We start from the raw sequence: 18,172 nt of genomic DNA on the forward strand, positions 1-18,172 counted from the left end.
AGGGCAGAACTACTTGTGGTAAGGGTGGCCGGACAGCACTGTCCAGGCACGATACAGCTGTTCACCGATCAGAATCCGCACCAACGGGTGCGGCAACGTCAACGGCGACAACGACCAGCGTTGATCCGCCCGGGCACAGACTTCCGGCGCCAGCCCCTCGGGGCCGCCGACCATGAAATTCACCGTGCGCGAGTCCAGCCGCCAGCGATCGAGTTCGACCGCCAGTTGCTCGGTGCTCCAGGGCTTGCCGTGGACTTCGAGGGTGACAACGCGCTCGTTCGGCCCGACCTTGGCCAGCATGGCTTCGCCTTCCTGACGGATAAAGCGTGCCACGTCGGCGTTCTTGCCGCGGGTGTTGAGCGGAATTTCCACCAGTTCCAGCGCCAGCTCGGAAGGAAGACGCTTGGCATATTCATGCCAGCCTTCTTCCACCCACTTGGGCATGCGTGAACCGACGGCGATCAGTCGCAGTCGCACAGCGTTCCCTTATTGCTGGTCTTTGTTGAGCTTGGTGAAATGCTCATGGGTGTTCTCAGGGCTGTGGTGTGCAGCGCTGGCAGAACGGCTTTGCTCGGCGCCGGCCCACAGGCGTTCCAGGTCATAGAACTGGCGCGCCGAGGCAGTCATCATGTGCACGATGACGTCGTCCATATCCAGCAGAACCCAGTCGCTGTCGCCCTTGCCTTCTTCACCCAGCGGCTTGACGCCTTGGGCTTTGACGGCTTCGCGGACCTTGTCCAGCATCGCGCCGATCTGGCGGTTGGACGTACCGGTGGCGATGATCATGTAGTCAGTGATGCTCTGCTTTTCACGAACGTCGATCACCTGGATGTCCTGGGCCTTGACGTCTTCCAGGGCTGCTACGGCAACCTTGACCAGCTCTTCGCCGGCCAGTGGCGCGCCAGTTGGTGCTTCTACTGGCAGCGGTGCGCTCTTGAATGTGCCCTTGCGCTTTACTTTGTTTACGTCTTTGTCAGTCATATAAAACTCGTTTTGCTCGTATGTTCGGGCGCTTCGATACACGCATTCACGTGCCTTGAAGCGCGCCCTTTTTCAGTTCGACGCACGGTAAAGTCCGTGCGCATCGATGTAGGCCAGGACCGCGTCGGGCACCAGGAAACGTACCGACTTACCGCTGGCCAGCAGTTGACGGATCTGGGTGGCGGATACCGCGAGCGGTGTCTGCCAGACGAATGCAATCTGTCCGCTCGGCCCTTTGAGGGCCAGCGGGTCGCTCACCGAACGTGCTGCCAGCAGGTTGCGCAAGGCATCCGGCGGTTCGCTGTCGGCATCCGGGCGTTGCAGCACCAGGATGTGGCAATGCTGGAGCAACTCTTCCCAGCGGTGCCAAGTGGGCAGGCCGCAAAATGCGTCCCAGCCCAAAAGTAGAAAAACCTGGTCTGAAGCGGCAAGTTCGGCGCGCATCAGTTCCAGGGTGTCGATGGTGTAGGACGGCTTGTCCCGCTGCAATTCGCGGGCATCCACCACCAACGGTGCCACACCGGCCACCGCGCACTTGACCATCGCCAGACGGTCCTTCGCCGATACCTGCGGCTTGTCCCGATGAGGCGGCCTGGCACTGGGCGTCAGACGCAACTCATCGAGGGCCAGCGATTCGGCGACTTCCAGCGCACCGCGCAAATGGCCGATGTGCACCGGGTCGAAGGTCCCGCCCAGTACGCCAATGCGTCGAGGCCGGGGCTCGCTGGCGGTCACTGGGGCTGACGGGTCGAGGTCGCCCAAGTCAGAGCGACTCCTGGCCGCGCAGCTGACCGTCACCGACCACGATGTACTTCTCGCAGGTCAGACCTTCGAGGCCCACCGGGCCGCGGGCGTGCAGCTTATCAGTAGAAATGCCAATCTCGGCACCCAATCCGTATTCGAAGCCATCGGCGAAGCAGGTCGGGGTGTTGATCATCACCGAGGACGAATCGACTTCAGCCACGAAACGCCGGGTGTCAGCCAGGTTTTCGCTGACGATCGAGTCGGTGTGATGGGAGCCGTACTGGTTGATGTGCTCGATGGCCTGGTCCAGCCCGTCGACCACGCGGATCGAGAGGATCGGCGCCAGGTATTCGGTAGTCCAGTCTTCTTCAGTGGCCGCGACGGCCTCGATGATCGCCCGGGTGCGCTCACAACCGCGCAGCTCGACGCCTTTTTCGCGGAACTGGGCAGCCATCGCTGGCAGAAACTCTTTGGCGACGGCTTGATCGACCAACAGGGTTTCCATCGCGCCGCAGATGCCGTAACGGTAAGTCTTGGCGTTGAATGCGATGCGCTGGGCTTTCGGCAGATCGGCGTGGGCACTGACGTAGACGTGACAGATGCCGTCCAGGTGCTTGATGACGGGCACGCGGGCATCGCGGCTGACCCGTTCGATCAGGCCACGGCCGCCACGGGGCACGATGACGTCGACGTATTCGGGCATGGTGATCAGCGCGCCGACGGCGGCACGGTCGGTGGTTTCGACCACTTGCACCACCGCGGCCGGCAGATCGGCCTCGGCCAGGCCGCGCTGGATGCAGGCGGCAATGGCGCGGTTGGAGTGAATCGCTTCGGAGCCGCCACGCAGGATGGTCGCGTTGCCGGACTTCAGGCACAGGCTGGCAGCATCGATGGTCACGTTAGGCCGGGATTCGTAGATGATCCCGATCACGCCCAACGGCACGCGCATCTTGCCGACCTGAATGCCCGACGGCCGGTAACTCATGTCGCGGATCGCGCCGACCGGGTCCGGCAAGGCCGCGACCTGACGCAAACCGACGATCATGCCGTCGATGCGCGCCGGGGTCAGCGCCAGACGTTCCAGCAGGGCCGGCTCAAGACCATTGGCACGGCCAGCGGCCAAATCCAGTTCATTGGCTGCGGTCAGCTCGGCACGCGCAGCATCCAGCGCATTGGCGGCCGCCTGCAAGGCGCGGTTTTTCTGCGCGGTGCTGGCACGGCCGATCACGCGGGAAGCTTCGCGGGCGGCGCGACCCAAACGGGTCATGTAGTCAAGAACGGACTCAGTCATGGTCTGCTGTGGTCTTGGTAAAGAGGAAAGCGGCAGATTATAGCTGTCACGTCTCGGGACTAACAGCGGTGACGGGCGGATGGTCGAAATGGAAGGCAATTTGCCGACGTTCAGCCGTGATTAAGTTGCATATTGTTATCATCACGACTCAATCAGCCCTGATAAACGCTGTTCATCATGACTAACCTGACTGTTCGTGCGTCCGAAACGCGCCCGCCCAAGGCTCTGCCGGATGCATTTTTCGACCGCGACGCCCAAACGCTGGCCCGGGATCTGCTGGGCAAAATCATCCGCCACCGGGTCGACGACCTGTGGCTCAGCGCCCGGATTATCGAGACCGAAGCCTATTACTGCGAAGAAAAGGGTAGCCACGCTTCCCTGGGCTACACAGAAAAGCGTAAAGCTTTGTTTCTGGATGGCGGCCACATCTATATGTATTACGCCCGCGGCGGCGATTCCCTGAACTTCAGTGCCCAAGGTCCGGGCAATGCGGTGCTGATCAAATCCGCCTATCCATGGGTCGATGAACTGAGCGGGCCAGCCAGCCTGGCGCAGATGCTGCTGAACAATCCCGACGCCCAGGGCCGCCCTCGCCCCTCACAAAAGCTGTGCGCCGGGCAGACGTTGCTGTGCAAGGCGCTGGGGCTGAAGGTGCCGGTCTGGGACGCCAAGCGTTTTGACCATGAAGTGCTGCTGGTGGAAGACATCGGGCCTGCGCCCGGCCATATCATCCAGACCACACGCCTGGGCATCCCCCAGGGGCGCGACGAACATTTAATGTACCGTTTCGTCGATGCGGCTTACGCGCCGTACTGCACTCGCAATCCGATGCGTCGGGGTCAGGTCGAAGGGCGTGATTATTTTTTGCTGACTTGAAACGTGCCCGGGCAAACGGGAATCCCAGTGGGAGCGGTCGTTCAGCATTTGGGAGATTCATCCCTTTGGGGCCAAGTGAACATTCGATGGAGTTGTTTTTATGGGCCCATGGCTCGATAGCGTGATCGGTTGGCTGACGGTCAATCCGCAGTGGCTGGCCATGGCAGTGTTCGTAGTGGCGTGTGTGGAGTGCCTGGCGATTGCCGGGCTGATCGTACCCGGTACGGTGTTGTTGTTTGCCGCGGCAGTACTGGCCGGCAGTGGCGCACTGTCGCTGGGTGAAACATTGCTGCTGGGTTTCCTCGGCGGCGTGCTGGGCGACATCGTTTCGTATTTCCTGGGACGACATTTCCACCAGAACATCCGGCGCCTGCCGGGGTTGCGCCATCATCCGGAATGGATCGCCGGGGCCGAAGCGTATTTTCAGCGTTATGGCATCGCCAGCCTGTTAGTCGGACGCTTTATCGGCCCGTTGCGACCAATGCTGCCGATGGTCGCAGGTATGTTCGATATGCCCTTCCCCCGCTTCGCCGCCGTCAGCCTGTTGGCCGCCGCGGGCTGGAGCGTTGCCTATCTGCTGCCCGGCTGGGCCACCGGCGCGGCGATTCGCTTGCCATTGCCCGAAGGGTTCTGGCCCGAGGCCGGGATCGTTGCCGGCAGCATCGCCGTCATGGCGGGTTTGAGCATTACCAGCAGCATGCGCCGCCATCGCAAGGCAACGATGCTGATCACCGGCATGAGTTTTCTAATTCTGGCGGGACTGTTCATCGGCTATCCGCACCTGACCGCCCTCGACCAAGGGTTGATGACCCTGGTGCAGGAACACCGCAGCCCGATGCTCGATGAAGTAGCCGTGGTGTTCACGCTGATTGGCGAGTTCCGCAACATGTTTATGATCAGCGCCCTGTTGACGGCCCTGCTGTTGCTGACGCGACAATGGCGGCACGCGATCTTCGCCGGCAGCACGTTGCTTTTCACCGCGCTGGGCAACACGGCAACCAAGCACTTTTTCGCCCGCATTCGCCCGGAAGTGCTGAGCGATCCACTGACCAGCTACAGCATGCCCAGCGGCCACGCCTCGGGCTCGTTCGCGCTGTTTCTGACGCTCGCGGTGCTGGCTGGCCGCGGACAACCGCCGCGAATGCGCCTGACCTGGTTGTTGCTGGGTTGTTTGCCGGCGCTGGCGATTGCCCTGTCGCGGGTTTACCTGGGGGCGCACTGGCCTACCGATGTACTGGCCGGCGCGATGCTGGCGGCATGCGTGTGTGCGGCGAGCCTGTGGCTGACGCAACGCCAGGTGCCGCTCAACGCCATGCCACCCAAGGTCTGGTGGCTGGTGTTGCCGTCGTTGCTGGCGTTGTTCGGCTTCTTTGTGTTGCGGCATTTGCCGCAAGCTTTGTTGCGGTATGCATATTGAGGATTGAAAGATCGCACCTGTAGCGGCTGCGATCTTTCAGTGGACATCAGGCAAACAACTCACCTTGCAGTTCATCCAGCAACGCCTGAATCGCATCCAGCCGTTGCTGCGGATCATCGAGTTGCAGCAAGTCGATCTTGTCCACCTCGGAAAACGGCAACAGATACGCCAACTGATTGGCCAGCGACTGTTGCCCCGTCGCTTCGGTGCCCATGCTCAGTGCTTCGACCATCGGGTGTTCCGCCAAGGCCTTGAGCAGCGCGACCAGGTCGGCGTCTTCATCCTGTAGCGGTTGTTCAGGCTCATCTTTGAGCCACTCGACTTCGGCGACGATCAACTGGTCGCGCTGCACCTCGGTGCGCACCACGTGAAAACGCCGCCCGCCCTTTACCCGAATGCCCAGCAGGCCGTTGTCCTGCTGATGGAAATCGGTGATCAGCGCCTCGCACCCCACCCGCGCGTAGCCTTCAGGAGCGATGCCGACTTCTTCGCCCTCGAGAATGCACACCACGCCGAAGCCGCTGCCCTGTTTCATGCAACGGCCGATCATGTCCAGGTAGCGTGCTTCGAAAATCTGCAAGTCGAGGATGCAGTCCGGAAACAGCACCGTGTTCAGCGGAAAAAGCGGCAGACTCATAGACATTTCCTTACACCACCATCGACACCGCCAACGGCAGGAACACCGCCGTGGCCACGCCCATCAGACTCATCGCCAGCGCCGCGAAGGCGCCGCACTCCTCACTTTCCTGCATGGCCACCGCCGTGCCGACCGCATGGGCGGTCATGCCCAGAGCCATACCGCGGGCCTCCGGGCTGTGGACACCGAGACGAGTCAAAAGACTCGGCCCGAAGATCGCTCCGATCACCCCGGTAATCAACACGAACACCGCCGCCAGCGCCGCGACGCCACCAATCTGCTCCGCCACCAGCATGGCAATCGGCGAGGTAACCGACTTGGGGGCCATGGTCATCAGGATCATGTGTTCGGCGCCGAACCACCAACCCAGCAGCACCCCCATGCCCGTGGCGACCACGCCACCTATCACCAGCGTAGTAAATATCGGCCAGAACAACTGTCGAATCCGCCGCAGGTTGAGGTACAGGGGTACCGCCAGCGCAACGGTGGCCGGCCCGAGCAAGATACTGAGGATCTCGGTGCTCTTGCGGTACTCAACGTAACTCAGGCCGCAACTGACCAGCACGCCGATGACCAGCAGCATGGAGACCAGCACCGGTTGCAGAAAAATCCAGCGGGTTTTCTCGAACGCCGCCAGCACCAATTGATACGCGCCCAGCGTAATGCCGATGCCGAACAGCGGATGATGAATCACCGACGCCCAGGCGCCGTGCCAATCGAACATCATTGGCTGTCCTCGGAATGGGCGTGACGCTTGACCAGGCGCTGCATCAGCACCCCGGCGAAGGCCATCGACAGCACCAACGACAACACCAGCGCACCGGTGATCGCCCAGAAATCCGCGGCAATGTCAGTGGCGTAGACCATCACGCCCACGGCCGGCGGCACCAGCAGCAACGGCAAATAACGCAACAGGCTGCTGGCCGCAAGGTTCAGCGGTTCGCCGACTTGACCGCGGCTGATCAGATACCCCAGCAGCAACAGCAGGCCAATGATCGGCCCCGGCAGCACCGGCAAAAACAGATGATTGAGGGCTGTGCCGAGCAATTGAAACAGCACCAGCCAGGTCAGGCCACGTAACAACATCCATCCTCTCCCGCGCTCTCCCCCACCAAGAAGGGGCCCGACATTATAAGCACGCTATGAGTCGGCATTCGCCAAAAGCATGGTCAGTTGACCGGAGCAATTTGTCATGTTGATCTAAAGTGGTTCGCAGGGAGGTCAAGTCCCCCACTCGAAAAACTATAAATCCGATGAACCCAAGGAGAGTCTCAATGCCCTATGTTCCAGTTGCAGAGCTCAAAGATTATGTCGGCAAGGAACTCGGACGTTCCCAATGGCTCACCATCGACCAGGAACGCATCAACCTGTTCGCAGAAGCCACAGGCGATTATCAGTTCATCCATGTCGACCCGGTCAAAGCCGCGCAAACGCCTTTTGGCAGCACCATCGCCCATGGTTTCCTGTCGTTGTCGCTGATCCCCAAACTGATGGAAGACATCCTCATCCTGCCCGAAGGCGCGAAGATGGTGGTCAACTATGGCCTGGACAGCGTGCGTTTCATCCAGCCTGTGAAGGTTAATTCCAGGGTTCGACTCAAGGTCGACATGAACGACGTCACCGAGAAGAAACCCGGCCAATGGCTGCTCAAGGCCACCGCTACGCTTGAAATCGAAGGATCGGACAAACCGGCCTATATCGCCGAGCCATTGTCCCTCTGCTTCGTCTGACACATGCCTGATTGCGAAGCAGCTCATGCTGTTTCGCGCTGTGTCTGTGCCGTGTCTCTATAAATGCGACACATAGCTGCGGCATACTCCGTCGCCTAATTGCCCGGATCCCGCTATGCGCTCACTTGCACTCCTTGCCCTGACCCTGATGCTCACCGCTTGCGGCGATGGCGAATCGCTGTTGCCCCCCGACGCCCGCCTGCCGGATGGCGGACGCTATCGTGGTGATCTGGTCAACGGCCTGCTGCAAGGCGAGGGTCGCATCGATTACCCGAACGGCAGCTGGTATGCCGGTCACTTCGACAAAGGCCAATGGCATGGCCAGGGCGAATGGCACGGCAGCAACGGCGAGGTCTATCGCGGGCAGTTCCAGCAGGGGCTGTTCGACGGCCAGGGCACGCTGACCACCACCGGCAGCAGCTACACCGGCGGTTTCAAGGCCGGTCGACGGGACGGTGAAGGCACCCTCAAAGAAAACGCCATGACCTATCGCGGCGAATTCAAGGCCGACCAATATTCAGGGCTCGGTCGTCTGGAACTCGAAGACGGCAGCCAGTACCAGGGTCAGTTCGCCCACGGCAAACCCAACGGCGAAGGCCAGCGCAGCGATGCCAGCGGCAATCAGTTCACCGGGCACTTCGTCGATGGCCAACTGGAAGGCAACGGTACTTTCAACAGCGCCGATGGCGATATCTACGTCGGTGGGTTCAAGAACAATCAATTGCATGGCAAGGGCCGCTACGAAAACGCCGATGGCGATGTCTGGATCGGTCAGTTCAAGGAAGGCGTGCTGAACGGCAAGGGCGAGTTGATCGGCGCCGATGGCAGTCATTACATCGGTCAGTTCAGCGACTGGCGTTTTACCGGTCAGGGCCGCTTGAACCTGGCCGATGGCAGTTTCTATATCGGTCAGTTCGACGGCGACAACTATCAGGGCAAAGGCACGTTGGTGCTGACCGATGGCACAGTGCTGAGCGGCACCTGGATCAACAGCCAGCGCGTGCGCGACGCCGACGGCAAGCTGCTGCCCGACACCCTGGAACTCGGCTTGCTGGCCCAGGGCCGCTTGCTCGACGAAGCACTGGCCAACGTGCCGGCCTCGACTCCGGCGGTCGAACTGTACACCTTGACCCTGGGCGGTGACGGCAAGCAGAGCGTGTTCCTGCGCGAATCCGACTACGTCGCCAACATGCTCGCCAGCCGTTTCGGCGCTTTCGGCCAGATTCGCCTGGTCAACCATCGCGACCACCTCGGCGACCGGCCGATGGCCACCCGGGAAAACCTGCGCCGCGCCGCCCAGACCCTGGCCGAGCGCAGTGGTCCGGAGGACTTGCTGTTCATTTACCTGACCAGCCATGGCTCCAGTGAACACGAGCTGGTACTCGACCAGCCACGCATGGAGCTGGCCGACCTGCCGGCCGACGAACTCGCCGCCGTCCTCGCGCCCCTGAAGAAGCGCGACAAGATTATCGTGATTTCGTCCTGTTATTCCGGCGGCTTCATCCCTGCCCTCAAGGATGAACACACCCTGATCATGACCGCCTCGCGCGCCGACCGAGTGTCCTTCGGGTGTTCGGAAGAAGCCAACTTCACCTATTTCGGCGACGCACTGTTCGCCCAGGCGCTGAACCAGACCGACGATCTGGAGCAAGCCTTCAAACGGGCCAGCGCCACCGTGGCCGAGCGTGAGCTGGCCGACAGCTTCGAAGCCTCCGAACCACAGATCTGGGCACCGAAAGCCGTGCTCGCCCACTGGCAATTGTTACGCAAGCAGCAGGCACGAAAGGCATTGCAAAGTGTCTCTATCAGCAAGGATGAAAAGAGCAACTAAGCTGAACAGTATCAAGGGGGAATAACTATGTACTTGACGCCTCAGCATGTATTGCTTGCCGGAGCTACCGGGTTAACCGGTGAACATTTGCTTGACCGTCTGCTCAACGAGCCAACGATTGCACGCGTATTAGCCCCCTCACGCCGGCCACTGGCCGAACACCCTCACTTGGAAAACCCGGTCGGCGACCCGACGGAGTTTCTGCCGCAATTGAACGGTCGCGTCGACGTCGCCTACTGCTGCCTCGGCACCACGATCAAGCAAGCCGGCTCCGAGGAAGCGTTTCGCGCGGTGGACCTGGACATGGTCGTGGCCTTCGCCAAACGTGCCCGGGAAATGGGCGCACGGCACCTGATCGTGATCAGTGCCTTGGGGGCCGACCGCAGATCGCCGATTTTCTATAACCGGGTTAAAGGTGAGATGGAACACGCATTGCGCGCGCAGAATTGGCCGCAGCTGACCATCTGCCGGCCTTCGCTGTTGCTCGGCGATCGCGCCGAGCCGCGACTGGCCGAACGGGTTGCCGGTCCGTTGTCGAAATTGATTCCGGGCAAATACCACGGCATCGAAGCCTGCCAACTGGCCCGCGCCATGTGGCGCCTGGCGCTGGAAGAACAGGATGGCGTACGGATTGTCGAGTCGGATGAATTGCGCAAGTTAGGCAAGTAATCCAGCAGCGCCCGCGAATAGAGCGCGAAGCGCTCTTCTATAATCCGCCGGTCGCCTGAAACCCAACACCTAAAACCGTCAACAACGACAACGGCAACAGCAGTGTGTCGAGCAAAGCACTGGCCGGCAGATCAACACCGGGATAACTCGGCGCTTCTGCGCCAAATCTATCCATGGCGCAGCACCCGCCGTTCATTGCATACAAATCCAGACGCGTCCCCGAATACACCACCGGTGCCCCGGGTTTGGCGGCATCGAGGGTGCGCGCCGTGGCGCAGCCCGCCAGTTGCACCGCCAGCAGAATGATCAGCAGCCTATTCATCACTGCTCAAATGGTGCTCGCCCCAACGCGGTAGCATGTCTTGCGGAATGTTCAGCAGATTGAGAATTCGCGCCACGACGAAGTCGATCAAGTCATCAATGGTTTGCGGCTGATGATAGAAGCCTGGCGATGCCGGCAGAATCGTCACACCCATGTTCGACAGCTTGAGCATATTTTCCAGATGAATGCTCGAATACGGCGCCTCGCGCGGTACCAGAATCAGCTGGCGGCGCTCCTTCAACGTCACGTCGGCCGCCCGCTCGATCAAGTTGTTGCAGGCCCCGGTCGCGATCGCCGACAAGGTCCCGGTGGAACACGGCACTACCACCATCGCCGCTGGCGAGCCGGAGCCCGAAGCCACCGGCGACATCCAGTCTTCCTTGCCGTACACCCGAATCTGCCCGGCGGCGGCACCGGTGTATTCAGTGAGGAAGGCTTGCATCATCTGCGGCTTGGAGGGCAGCGAGACATCGGTCTCGGTGGCCATCACCAGTTGCGCGGCCTTGGAAATCAGGAAGTGCACCTCGCGGTCTTCACGCACCAGGCAATCAAGTAGGCGCAAGCCGTACTGGGCACCCGAAGCGCCGGTCATCGCCAGCGTGATGCGTTCCGGACCGTTGTTCATTGCAGCGCCTCGGCCAGTTTGCCGTGCAGGCCGCCGAAGCCGCCGTTGCTCATGATTACCACGTGAGTGCCGGGCTGGGCCTGGCTCTTCACGCGCTCGATGATGCCTTCCAGCGAATCGCTGACAATCGACGGCACGGTGCACAACGCCGCCGTGGCACCCAGATCCCAACCGAGGTTGGCCGGCGAATACCAGATCACCTGATCGGCATCGACTACGCTTTCCGGCAAACCATCACGGTGAGCACCGAGCTTCATGGAGTTGGAGCGCGGCTCGATGATCGCGATCAGCGGCGCATCGCCGATGCGCTTGCGCAAACCGTCGAGGGTGGTGGCGATGGCGGTCGGGTGGTGGGCGAAGTCGTCGTAAATGGTGATGCCACGGACTTCCGCGACTTTTTCCATCCGGCGCTTCACGCTTTTGAACGCGCTCAGTGCCGCGATGCCCATCGACGGCACGACGCCGACGTGACGCGCGGCGGCCAGGGTGGCCAAGGCGTTGGCGACGTTGTGCTGACCGGTCATGTCCCACTCGACCACGCCTTGAGCGACGCCTTCGAACATCACTTCGAACTTCGAGCCATCTTCACTGAGCAGTTTGACCTGCCATTGACCGCCGGCGCCGGTGGTTTGCACCGGAGTCCAGCAGCCCATCTCGATCACGCGCTGCAAGGCCGGCTCGGTGGTCGGATGGATCACCAGGCCTTCGCTCGGAATGGTCCGCACCAAATGGTGGAACTGTCGCTCGATGGCCGCCAGATCAGGGAAGATGTCCGCGTGATCGAACTCCAGATTGTTCAGGATCGCCGTGCGCGGGCGGTAGTGAACGAACTTGGAGCGCTTGTCGAAGAATGCGCTGTCGTATTCGTCGGCTTCAATCACGAAGAACGGCGTATCGCCCAGACGCGCCGACACCGAGAAATTCTGCGGCACTCCGCCGATCAGGAAACCCGGGCTCATGCCGGCGTGTTCCAGGACCCAGGCGAGCATGCTGCTGGTAGTGGTTTTGCCATGCGTGCCGGCAACCGCCAGCACCCAGCGGCCTTGCAGCACGTGATCGGCCAGCCATTGCGGGCCGGAGACGTACGGCAGGCCTTTGTTCAACACGTACTCGACCGCCGGGTTGCCGCGGGACATGGCATTGCCGATCACCACCAGGTCCGGGGCCGGATCGAGCTGCGCCGGGTCGTAACCTTGCGTCAACTCAATGCCCTGGGCTTGCAGCTGAGTGCTCATCGGCGGATAGACGTTGGCATCGGAGCCGGTCACATGATGGCCTAGCTCTTTGGCCAGAACCGCCATCGAACCCATGAAAGTGCCGCAAATACCAAGAATATGAATGTGCATAGTCGACCTCGTAAAACATGGCCGCAGGTTAGCGTAGGGAGGGGAAAATCGCACTCTTTAGCTGAACGTGACACAACCGCTTGGCTGATCGAGCGCATTTTTTTGTGGCGAGGGAGCAAGCCCCCTCGCCACAAAAACGGCTATCGTGCGATGCCGTGTTTGCGCAGCTTCCGGTAGAGGGTATTGCGGCTCACACCCAACTGTTCGGCGGTGTGGGTCATGTGCCAGCGCTGCTGTTCCAGTGCGTTGAGCAACGCCAACCGCTCGGCATCGTCCAACGGATACTCGGACGGCGCTTCAATCGTCGCCACCGTCACCGGCCGGACCTGACGAATCATCGCCGGCAAATCTTCCAGCCCGATCCGACCGCCGTCACACAACGCCGCCAGGGTCCGCAGCACATTGCGCAACTGCCGCACGTTCCCCGGCCAGGCAAAATCCAGCAAGGCCTGCCGCGCCGCTGCATCAATCAATACCGTCTCCCCGCCCGCCTCTTCGGCCAACAGAAAGTCGAGCAACTGTGATTTATCCGTGCGCTCGCGCAACGCTGGCAATGCGACTTCCAGCCCATTGAGCCGGTAATACAAATCCTCGCGGAAACTGCCGTCCTGCACCCTTTCGAGCAGGTTACGGTGAGTGGCGCTGATGATCCGCACATTGACCGATTCCGGCTCGCCGCCAATCGGCACCACCTGACGGTCTTCCAGCACCCTTAATAGCCGGGTCTGCATGCTCAGCGGCATGTCACCGATTTCATCCAGGAATAAAGTTCCGCCATCGGCCTGCTGCAACTTGCCACGCATGCCCTCCTTGCGGGCACCGGTGAAGCTGCCGCCGCGATAGCCGAACAACTCGCTTTCGATCAGGCTTTCGGGGATCGCCGCGCAATTGAGGGCGACGAACGATTTTTCCGCCCGTTGACTGGCCTGATGCACGGCCTTGGCGAAAGCCTCCTTGCCTGAGCCGGTTTCGCCGTTGATCAGCAACGGCACGTCCCGTTCGAACACCCGCAAGGCCTTGCGGAAGTCTTCCTGCAACGCGGCATCGCCCAGGCAAATACCCGACAGCCGTGGACGCTCGGCCACTGCCGGGCTTTGCACCACCGGTGCAGGAATGCTGCGCGGCTGCCCACGCAATACAGCAAACAGCCGCCGCCCGTCGCGGGTGCGCAACGGCCAACTGGCGCTGGCATTGGCGCTCGCGCGGCCGAGCAACTCATTCAGCGAGCAGTCGAAAAACGCCTCCACCGGCTGGCCCAACAGGCCGCCACGAATATGCCCCAGCAAATTCAGCGCGCTCTGGTTGACCGCACAGATCCGCCCTTCCCCGTCGAACGCCAGCAGCCCTTCGCTGAACAGTCCGACGGATTCGGCCTGCAAGTGAAAACGCAGCAGCCATTGATTGTCGAAGTAACGCAGGAAATAACAGCTCTCGATCATCTTCGCCGACAGATTGACCAGGGCCATGGTGTGAAACTGGCTCTGCCGCGAAACCTCATGACGCGCCGAAGACACGTCAAGCACCGCCAACAGTTCACCATGAGGGTCGAACACCGGGCTTGCCGAGCAGGTCAGGCCGGTGTGGCGGCCACGAAAGTGTTCGTCCTGGTGAATGGTCAGGGACTGGCGCTCCACCAGGCAGGTGCCGATGCCGTTGGTACCTTCGCAGGCTTCGCTCCAGTCGGCGCCAAGCCAAAGGCCTGCGCGTTCGAAAATCTTCCGTTCGGCGGGCGCGGTGACGCAGTTGAGGATCACCCCGCGAGCGTCGGTCAGCAACACTGCGTGGCCGGCGCCGGAGAGTTGCTGGTGGAGGCTGGTCATTTCGTTGCCGGCGATCTGCAGCACTTGCTGCAAACGTTCGCGGCTTTCCAGGAGACGGCCATGCTCCAGCACCGTCGGCGCCATGGTCAGGGCCGGGTCGAGGTGATAGTCCTCAAGGCAACGCAGCCAGGAGCGGGCAATAGACGGATCGCTGCCGGGACCGTGCAGGTGGGACTTACCCTGGGTCACGGTCAACACTTGCTGGGCATGGCGACTCAAATGGTTGTCGTGCATTTCTTATTATTCTCCCAGAGGGCTGTGCTGAACCCTCTTTAAGGGGCTGGCACATACCTTGTGGCGAGGGAGCTTGCTCCCGCTCGAGTGCGAAGCGCTCGCCAAAAATCATGACCGGCAGACATTTCTTGACTGCTTCGCAGCCAAGCGGGAGCAAGCTCCCTCGCCACAGAGGATTACCTGTGGGCCATTTGAGGCCCAGCATCCTCCAGCCATCGACGCATTGCAATGCTGACAAGACCCATCGGTCACAGGCTGTGCCACAAGCGGTACAAAGTGTCACACGGGTTGTACCGCAAGCGTCACAAGCACCGCCCAGCCGTCCGACAAAAAATACACAAGCCCTTGATTTAACTGACTTGCGAGGCGGTGGCCCAACCTTTGCTCTACGCTTGTTACCGCGCTCTGGCGCGTCCTCCCTTATAAGCACAAAAGCCAAGGAGAAACCCATCATGCGTTACGCTCACCCCGGTACTGAAGGCGCTATCGTTTCGTTCAAGAGCAAATACGGTAACTACATCGGCGGCGAGTTCGTCGCGCCTGTCAAAGGTCAGTACTTCACCAATACTTCGCCGGTCAACGGCCAACCGATTGCCGAATTCCCGCGCTCCACTGCCGAAGACATCGAAAAAGCCCTGGACGCCGCCCATGCCGCCGCCGATGCCTGGGGCGCCACGTCCGCCCAGGCACGCTCGCTGGTGCTGCTGAAAATCGCCGATCGCATCGAACAGAACCTGGAACTGCTGGCGATCACCGAATCCTGGGACAACGGCAAGGCCGTGCGTGAAACCCTCAACGCCGACATCCCGCTGGCCGCCGACCATTTCCGCTATTTCGCCGGTTGCATCCGCGCCCAGGAAGGCAGCGCCGCCGAGATCGACGGCAATACCGTGGCCTATCACATCCATGAACCGCTGGGCGTGGTCGGGCAGATCATCCCGTGGAACTTCCCGATTCTGATGGCCGCCTGGAAACTCGCTCCGGCCCTGGCCGCCGGTAACTGCATTGTCCTCAAACCTGCCGAGCAAACCCCGCTGGGCATTACTGTGCTGATGGAGCTGATCGGCGACCTGCTGCCACCTGGCGTGCTCAACGTGGTGCAAGGCTTCGGCAAAGAAGCCGGTGAAGCCCTGGCCACCAGCAAACGCATCGCCAAAATCGCCTTCACCGGTTCGACTCCAGTCGGCTCGCACATCATGAAATGCGCCGCCGAAAACATCATTCCGTCCACCGTGGAGTTGGGAGGCAAGTCGCCGAATATCTTCTTCGAAGACGTCATGCAGGCCGAACCGTCCTTCATCGAGAAAGCCGCTGAAGGTCTGGTGCTGGCATTCTTCAACCAGGGCGAAGTTTGCACCTGCCCGTCCCGCGCCCTGGTACAGGAGTCGATCTACGACGAGTTCATGGAAGTTGTCATGAAAAAAGTCCTGCAGATCAAGCGTGGCGACCCGCTGGACACCGACACCATGGTCGGCGCCCAGGCGTCCGAGCAGCAATTCGACAAAATCCTTTCGTACCTGGACATCGCCAAGGGCGAAGGCGCCGAGCTGCTGACCGGTGGCAAGGTGGAAAAACTCGAGGGCAGCCTGGCGACCGGGTATTACATCCAGCCGACCCTGCTCAAGGGCACCAACAAAATGCGCGTGTTCCAGGAAGAAATCTTCGGCCCGGTGGTGAGCATCACCACCTTCAAGGACGAAGCCGAGGCCCTGGCCATCGCCAACGACACCGAGTTCGGCCTGGGTGCCGGCCTCTGGACCCGCGACATCAACCGCGCCTACCGCGTGGGCCGCGCCATCAAGGCCGGTCGCGTGTGGACCAACTGCTACCACCTGTACCCGGCACACGCCGCGTTCGGTGGTTACAAGAAGTCCGGCGTCGGCCGTGAAACCCACAAAATGATGCTCGATCACTATCAGCAGACCAAAAACCTGCTGGTGAGCTACGACATCAACCCGTTGGGCTTCTTCTAAAAACCGGGGGGCGATACAGGTATTTCTGTATCGCCCTTCAGAAGGCCATCGCGGGCAAGCCCGCGATGGTGCCCTTAAACGCCTCTTTCATCGCTCTGCCGGTCTGGCATTGGCTTTGCATGCCCGCTCTACACACTGAATGCCATACCCGAAAGTCCAACAAATCAAACAATAAAAAAGACAGAGAGGACTTATGACTTCTACTACGCAGAGAGGACCTATGACTTCTACTACACAGCTCAAACCCACACTCGGCACCCTGCATCTATGGGGCATTGCCGTCGGCCTGGTGATTTCCGGCGAGTATTTCGGCTGGAGTTATGGCTGGGGCACCGCAGGTACCCTGGGTTTTCTCGTCACCGCATTGATGGTGGCGACGATGTACACCTGCTTCATTTTCAGTTTCACCGAATTGACCACCGCCATTCCCCACGCTGGCGGGCCGTTTGCCTACAGCCGCCGAGCCTTCGGCGAGCGAGGCGGACTGATCGCCGGCATCGCCACCCTGATCGAATTCGTCTTTGCGCCACCGGCAATTGCCATGGCCATCGGCGCCTACCTCAATGTGCAATACCCGGAACTGGACCCGAAGATCGCCGCTGTTGGCGCCTATTTCGTGTTCATGACCCTGAATATCCTCGGCGTGAGCATCGCGGCCACCTTCGAACTGGTGGTCACTGTGCTTGCCGTCGCCGAATTGCTGGTGTTCATGGGTGTGGTCGCACCGGGCTTCAGCTTCAGTAACTTCGTGCTCAACGGCTGGTCGGGCGCCAACGAATTCAGCATGGCCTCGATTCCCGGCATCTTTGCGGCCATCCCGTTCGCGATCTGGTTTTTCCTCGCCATTGAAGGCGCAGCCATGGCCGCCGAAGAGGCCAAGGACCCGAAACGCACGATTCCCAAGGCTTACGTCAGCGGCATTCTGACCCTGGTGTTCCTCGCCATCGGCGTGATGGTCATGGCCGGCGGTGTCGGCGACTGGCGCCAACTGTCGAACATCAACGACCCACTGCCTCAGGCGATGAAAGCCGTGGTCGGCAACAACTCGAGCTGGATGCACATGTTGGTGTGGATCGGTCTGTTTGGCCTGGTGGCGAGCTTCCACGGGATCATTCTGGGTTATTCGCGGCAGTTCTTCGCCCTGGCTCGCGCCGGTTACCTGCCGGCCTCCCTGGCCAAACTGTCGCGCTTCCAGACCCCGCACCGGGCGATCCTGGCGGGCGGCGTGATCGGTATCGCGGCGATCTACAGCGATGGCCTGGTCAACCTGCAAGGCATGACGCTGACGGCTGCAATGATCACCATGTCGGTATTCGGCGCCATCGTGATGTACATCATCAGTATGCTGAGCCTGTTCAAACTGCGTAAAACCGAACCCAACCTGGAGCGCACCTTCCGCGCGCCGGGCTACCCGATCGTACCGGGGATCGCGCTGTTTCTGGCGGTGGTGTGCCTGGTGGCGATGGCCTGGTTCAACGCGCTGATCGGCTGTGTGTTCCTCGGTTTCATGGTGGCCGGTTACCTGTATTTCCAACTGACCGCCAAGCAACGCGCCGATGCGCCGGCAGATGCGATGCTCGAAGGCGTCTGAAATGCACCGGCGCCGGGCTGATTCCCGGCGCCAGCCCTATTGAAGTGCACCAGAACCCGCTCCCACAGGGGTTTAGTGGTGCATT

At 61.0% G+C, this 18,172-nt stretch carries 18 protein-coding genes; 7 read left to right on the forward strand and 11 right to left on the reverse strand.

Annotated features, from left to right (window positions below; translation table 11 throughout):
* Positions 1–9 precede the first annotated feature (9 nt).
* The 4 genes from rlmH to FFH90_RS27110 all read right to left on the reverse strand — a co-directional run bounded on the left by rlmH (position 10) and on the right by FFH90_RS27110 (position 3,016).
* A complete protein-coding gene (gene rlmH / locus FFH90_RS27095) occupies positions 10–477 on the reverse strand; it encodes a 23S rRNA (pseudouridine(1915)-N(3))-methyltransferase RlmH (protein WP_007937439.1) in 468 nt (155 codons plus the stop codon).
* 9 nt (positions 478–486) lie between these two features.
* On the reverse strand, positions 487–981 hold the full coding sequence (gene rsfS, locus FFH90_RS27100) for a ribosome silencing factor (RefSeq protein ID WP_019581345.1): 495 nt from the start codon (positions 979–981) through the stop codon (positions 487–489).
* A gap of 72 nt (positions 982–1,053) precedes the next feature.
* Positions 1,054–1,743 (reverse strand): nicotinate-nucleotide adenylyltransferase, encoded by a 690-nt coding sequence (gene nadD, locus FFH90_RS27105; RefSeq protein WP_018925751.1) that lies wholly within the window; start codon positions 1,741–1,743, stop codon positions 1,054–1,056.
* Position 1,744: 1 nt separating this feature from the next.
* The gene (locus FFH90_RS27110; RefSeq protein WP_138866357.1) at positions 1,745–3,016 is read right to left on the reverse strand and encodes a glutamate-5-semialdehyde dehydrogenase; all 1,272 of its coding nucleotides are present in this window, start codon (positions 3,014–3,016) and stop codon (positions 1,745–1,747) included.
* Positions 3,017–3,193: 177 nt separating this feature from the next.
* Here FFH90_RS27110 and FFH90_RS27115 point away from each other — a divergent pair, with 177 nt between their 5' ends.
* Positions 3,194–3,892 (forward strand): DNA-3-methyladenine glycosylase, encoded by a 699-nt coding sequence (locus tag FFH90_RS27115; protein WP_064620614.1) that lies wholly within the window; start codon positions 3,194–3,196, stop codon positions 3,890–3,892.
* Between the two features lie 100 nt (positions 3,893–3,992).
* Entirely contained in the window at positions 3,993–5,309 is a 1,317-nt protein-coding gene (locus FFH90_RS27120) for a bifunctional DedA family/phosphatase PAP2 family protein (protein WP_064620617.1), read from the forward strand.
* Between the two features lie 46 nt (positions 5,310–5,355).
* Here the strand turns inward: FFH90_RS27120 and FFH90_RS27125 are convergent, their stop codons facing one another.
* Genes FFH90_RS27125 through FFH90_RS27135 form a run of 3 tightly spaced genes read right to left on the reverse strand, consistent with a single transcriptional unit; the run spans position 5,356 to position 7,032 of the window.
* A complete protein-coding gene (locus FFH90_RS27125; RefSeq protein WP_018925747.1) occupies positions 5,356–5,946 on the reverse strand; it encodes an LON peptidase substrate-binding domain-containing protein in 591 nt (196 codons plus the stop codon).
* A 10-nt stretch (positions 5,947–5,956) separates the two neighbouring features.
* Positions 5,957–6,673 carry an LrgB family protein gene (locus tag FFH90_RS27130; RefSeq protein ID WP_018925746.1) on the reverse strand — a complete coding sequence of 239 codons (717 nt, stop codon included), beginning with the start codon at positions 6,671–6,673 and terminating at the stop codon, positions 5,957–5,959.
* The gene (locus FFH90_RS27135) at positions 6,670–7,032 is read right to left on the reverse strand and encodes a CidA/LrgA family protein (RefSeq protein ID WP_064620620.1); all 363 of its coding nucleotides are present in this window, start codon (positions 7,030–7,032) and stop codon (positions 6,670–6,672) included. The genes FFH90_RS27130 and FFH90_RS27135 overlap by 4 nt, the downstream gene beginning before the upstream one ends.
* 188 nt (positions 7,033–7,220) lie before the next feature.
* Here FFH90_RS27135 and FFH90_RS27140 point away from each other — a divergent pair, with 188 nt between their 5' ends.
* The 3 genes from FFH90_RS27140 to FFH90_RS27150 all read left to right on the forward strand — a co-directional run bounded on the left by FFH90_RS27140 (position 7,221) and on the right by FFH90_RS27150 (position 10,176).
* Entirely contained in the window at positions 7,221–7,676 is a 456-nt protein-coding gene (locus FFH90_RS27140) for a MaoC family dehydratase (RefSeq protein ID WP_007937463.1), read from the forward strand.
* Positions 7,677–7,791: 115 nt separating this feature from the next.
* Positions 7,792–9,507 (forward strand): C13 family peptidase, encoded by a 1,716-nt coding sequence (locus FFH90_RS27145; RefSeq protein ID WP_018925743.1) that lies wholly within the window; start codon positions 7,792–7,794, stop codon positions 9,505–9,507.
* 27 nt (positions 9,508–9,534) lie between these two features.
* Entirely contained in the window at positions 9,535–10,176 is a 642-nt protein-coding gene (locus FFH90_RS27150) for an oxidoreductase (protein ID WP_018925742.1), read from the forward strand.
* Positions 10,177–10,213: 37 nt separating this feature from the next.
* Here FFH90_RS27150 and FFH90_RS27155 read toward each other — a convergent pair whose 3' ends face one another.
* The 4 genes from FFH90_RS27155 to FFH90_RS27170 all read right to left on the reverse strand — a co-directional run bounded on the left by FFH90_RS27155 (position 10,214) and on the right by FFH90_RS27170 (position 14,523).
* Positions 10,214–10,498: a YceK/YidQ family lipoprotein gene (locus FFH90_RS27155; RefSeq protein ID WP_018925741.1), complete on the reverse strand. Its 285-nt coding sequence runs from the start codon at positions 10,496–10,498 to the stop codon at positions 10,214–10,216.
* On the reverse strand, positions 10,491–11,123 hold the full coding sequence (gene ubiX, locus FFH90_RS27160; RefSeq protein WP_030129554.1) for a flavin prenyltransferase UbiX: 633 nt from the start codon (positions 11,121–11,123) through the stop codon (positions 10,491–10,493). Before ubiX ends, FFH90_RS27155 begins: the two co-directional genes overlap by 8 nt.
* Positions 11,120–12,469, reverse strand: coding sequence for a UDP-N-acetylmuramate:L-alanyl-gamma-D-glutamyl-meso-diaminopimelate ligase (gene mpl / locus FFH90_RS27165; RefSeq protein WP_086945943.1), 1,350 nt, complete (start codon positions 12,467–12,469; stop codon positions 11,120–11,122). The genes ubiX and mpl overlap by 4 nt, the downstream gene beginning before the upstream one ends.
* 140 nt (positions 12,470–12,609) lie before the next feature.
* On the reverse strand, positions 12,610–14,523 hold the full coding sequence (locus tag FFH90_RS27170; protein ID WP_018925738.1) for a sigma-54-dependent Fis family transcriptional regulator: 1,914 nt from the start codon (positions 14,521–14,523) through the stop codon (positions 12,610–12,612).
* Between the two features lie 452 nt (positions 14,524–14,975).
* Between FFH90_RS27170 and FFH90_RS27175 the strand changes: the two genes are divergently transcribed.
* Positions 14,976–16,496: an aldehyde dehydrogenase family protein gene (locus tag FFH90_RS27175; RefSeq protein WP_018925737.1), complete on the forward strand. Its 1,521-nt coding sequence runs from the start codon at positions 14,976–14,978 to the stop codon at positions 16,494–16,496.
* A 220-nt stretch (positions 16,497–16,716) separates the two neighbouring features.
* Positions 16,717–18,087: an ethanolamine permease gene (gene eat / locus FFH90_RS27180; protein WP_019581359.1), complete on the forward strand. Its 1,371-nt coding sequence runs from the start codon at positions 16,717–16,719 to the stop codon at positions 18,085–18,087.
* The last annotated feature ends 85 nt before the right edge of the window (positions 18,088–18,172 follow it).

It is taken from the genome of Pseudomonas sp. ATCC 43928, assembly GCF_005938665.2.
In the GTDB taxonomy this organism is placed as follows: Bacteria; Pseudomonadota; Gammaproteobacteria; order Pseudomonadales; family Pseudomonadaceae; genus Aquipseudomonas.

Bases quoted from the DNA above. Each gene is read 5' to 3' on its own strand.
- rsfS (WP_019581345.1), bottom strand. From the start codon at position 981: ATGACTGACAAAGACGTAAACAAAGTAAAGCGCAAGGGCACATTCAAG.
- FFH90_RS27110 (WP_138866357.1), bottom strand. From the start codon at position 3,016: ATGACTGAGTCCGTTCTTGACTACATGACCCGTTTGGGTCGCGCCGCC.
- FFH90_RS27115 (WP_064620614.1), top strand. From the start codon at position 3,194: ATGACTAACCTGACTGTTCGTGCGTCCGAAACGCGCCCGCCCAAGGCT.
- FFH90_RS27120 (WP_064620617.1), top strand. From the start codon at position 3,993: ATGGGCCCATGGCTCGATAGCGTGATCGGTTGGCTGACGGTCAATCCG.
- FFH90_RS27125 (WP_018925747.1), bottom strand. From the start codon at position 5,946: ATGAGTCTGCCGCTTTTTCCGCTGAACACGGTGCTGTTTCCGGACTGC.
- FFH90_RS27130 (WP_018925746.1), bottom strand. From the start codon at position 6,673: ATGATGTTCGATTGGCACGGCGCCTGGGCGTCGGTGATTCATCATCCG.
- FFH90_RS27135 (WP_064620620.1), bottom strand. From the start codon at position 7,032: ATGTTGTTACGTGGCCTGACCTGGCTGGTGCTGTTTCAATTGCTCGGC.
- FFH90_RS27140 (WP_007937463.1), top strand. From the start codon at position 7,221: ATGCCCTATGTTCCAGTTGCAGAGCTCAAAGATTATGTCGGCAAGGAA.
- FFH90_RS27145 (WP_018925743.1), top strand. From the start codon at position 7,792: ATGCGCTCACTTGCACTCCTTGCCCTGACCCTGATGCTCACCGCTTGC.
- FFH90_RS27150 (WP_018925742.1), top strand. From the start codon at position 9,535: ATGTACTTGACGCCTCAGCATGTATTGCTTGCCGGAGCTACCGGGTTA.
- FFH90_RS27155 (WP_018925741.1), bottom strand. From the start codon at position 10,498: ATGAATAGGCTGCTGATCATTCTGCTGGCGGTGCAACTGGCGGGCTGC.
- ubiX (WP_030129554.1), bottom strand. From the start codon at position 11,123: ATGAACAACGGTCCGGAACGCATCACGCTGGCGATGACCGGCGCTTCG.
- mpl (WP_086945943.1), bottom strand. From the start codon at position 12,469: ATGCACATTCATATTCTTGGTATTTGCGGCACTTTCATGGGTTCGATG.
- FFH90_RS27170 (WP_018925738.1), bottom strand. From the start codon at position 14,523: ATGCACGACAACCATTTGAGTCGCCATGCCCAGCAAGTGTTGACCGTG.
- FFH90_RS27175 (WP_018925737.1), top strand. From the start codon at position 14,976: ATGCGTTACGCTCACCCCGGTACTGAAGGCGCTATCGTTTCGTTCAAG.
- eat (WP_019581359.1), top strand. From the start codon at position 16,717: ATGACTTCTACTACACAGCTCAAACCCACACTCGGCACCCTGCATCTA.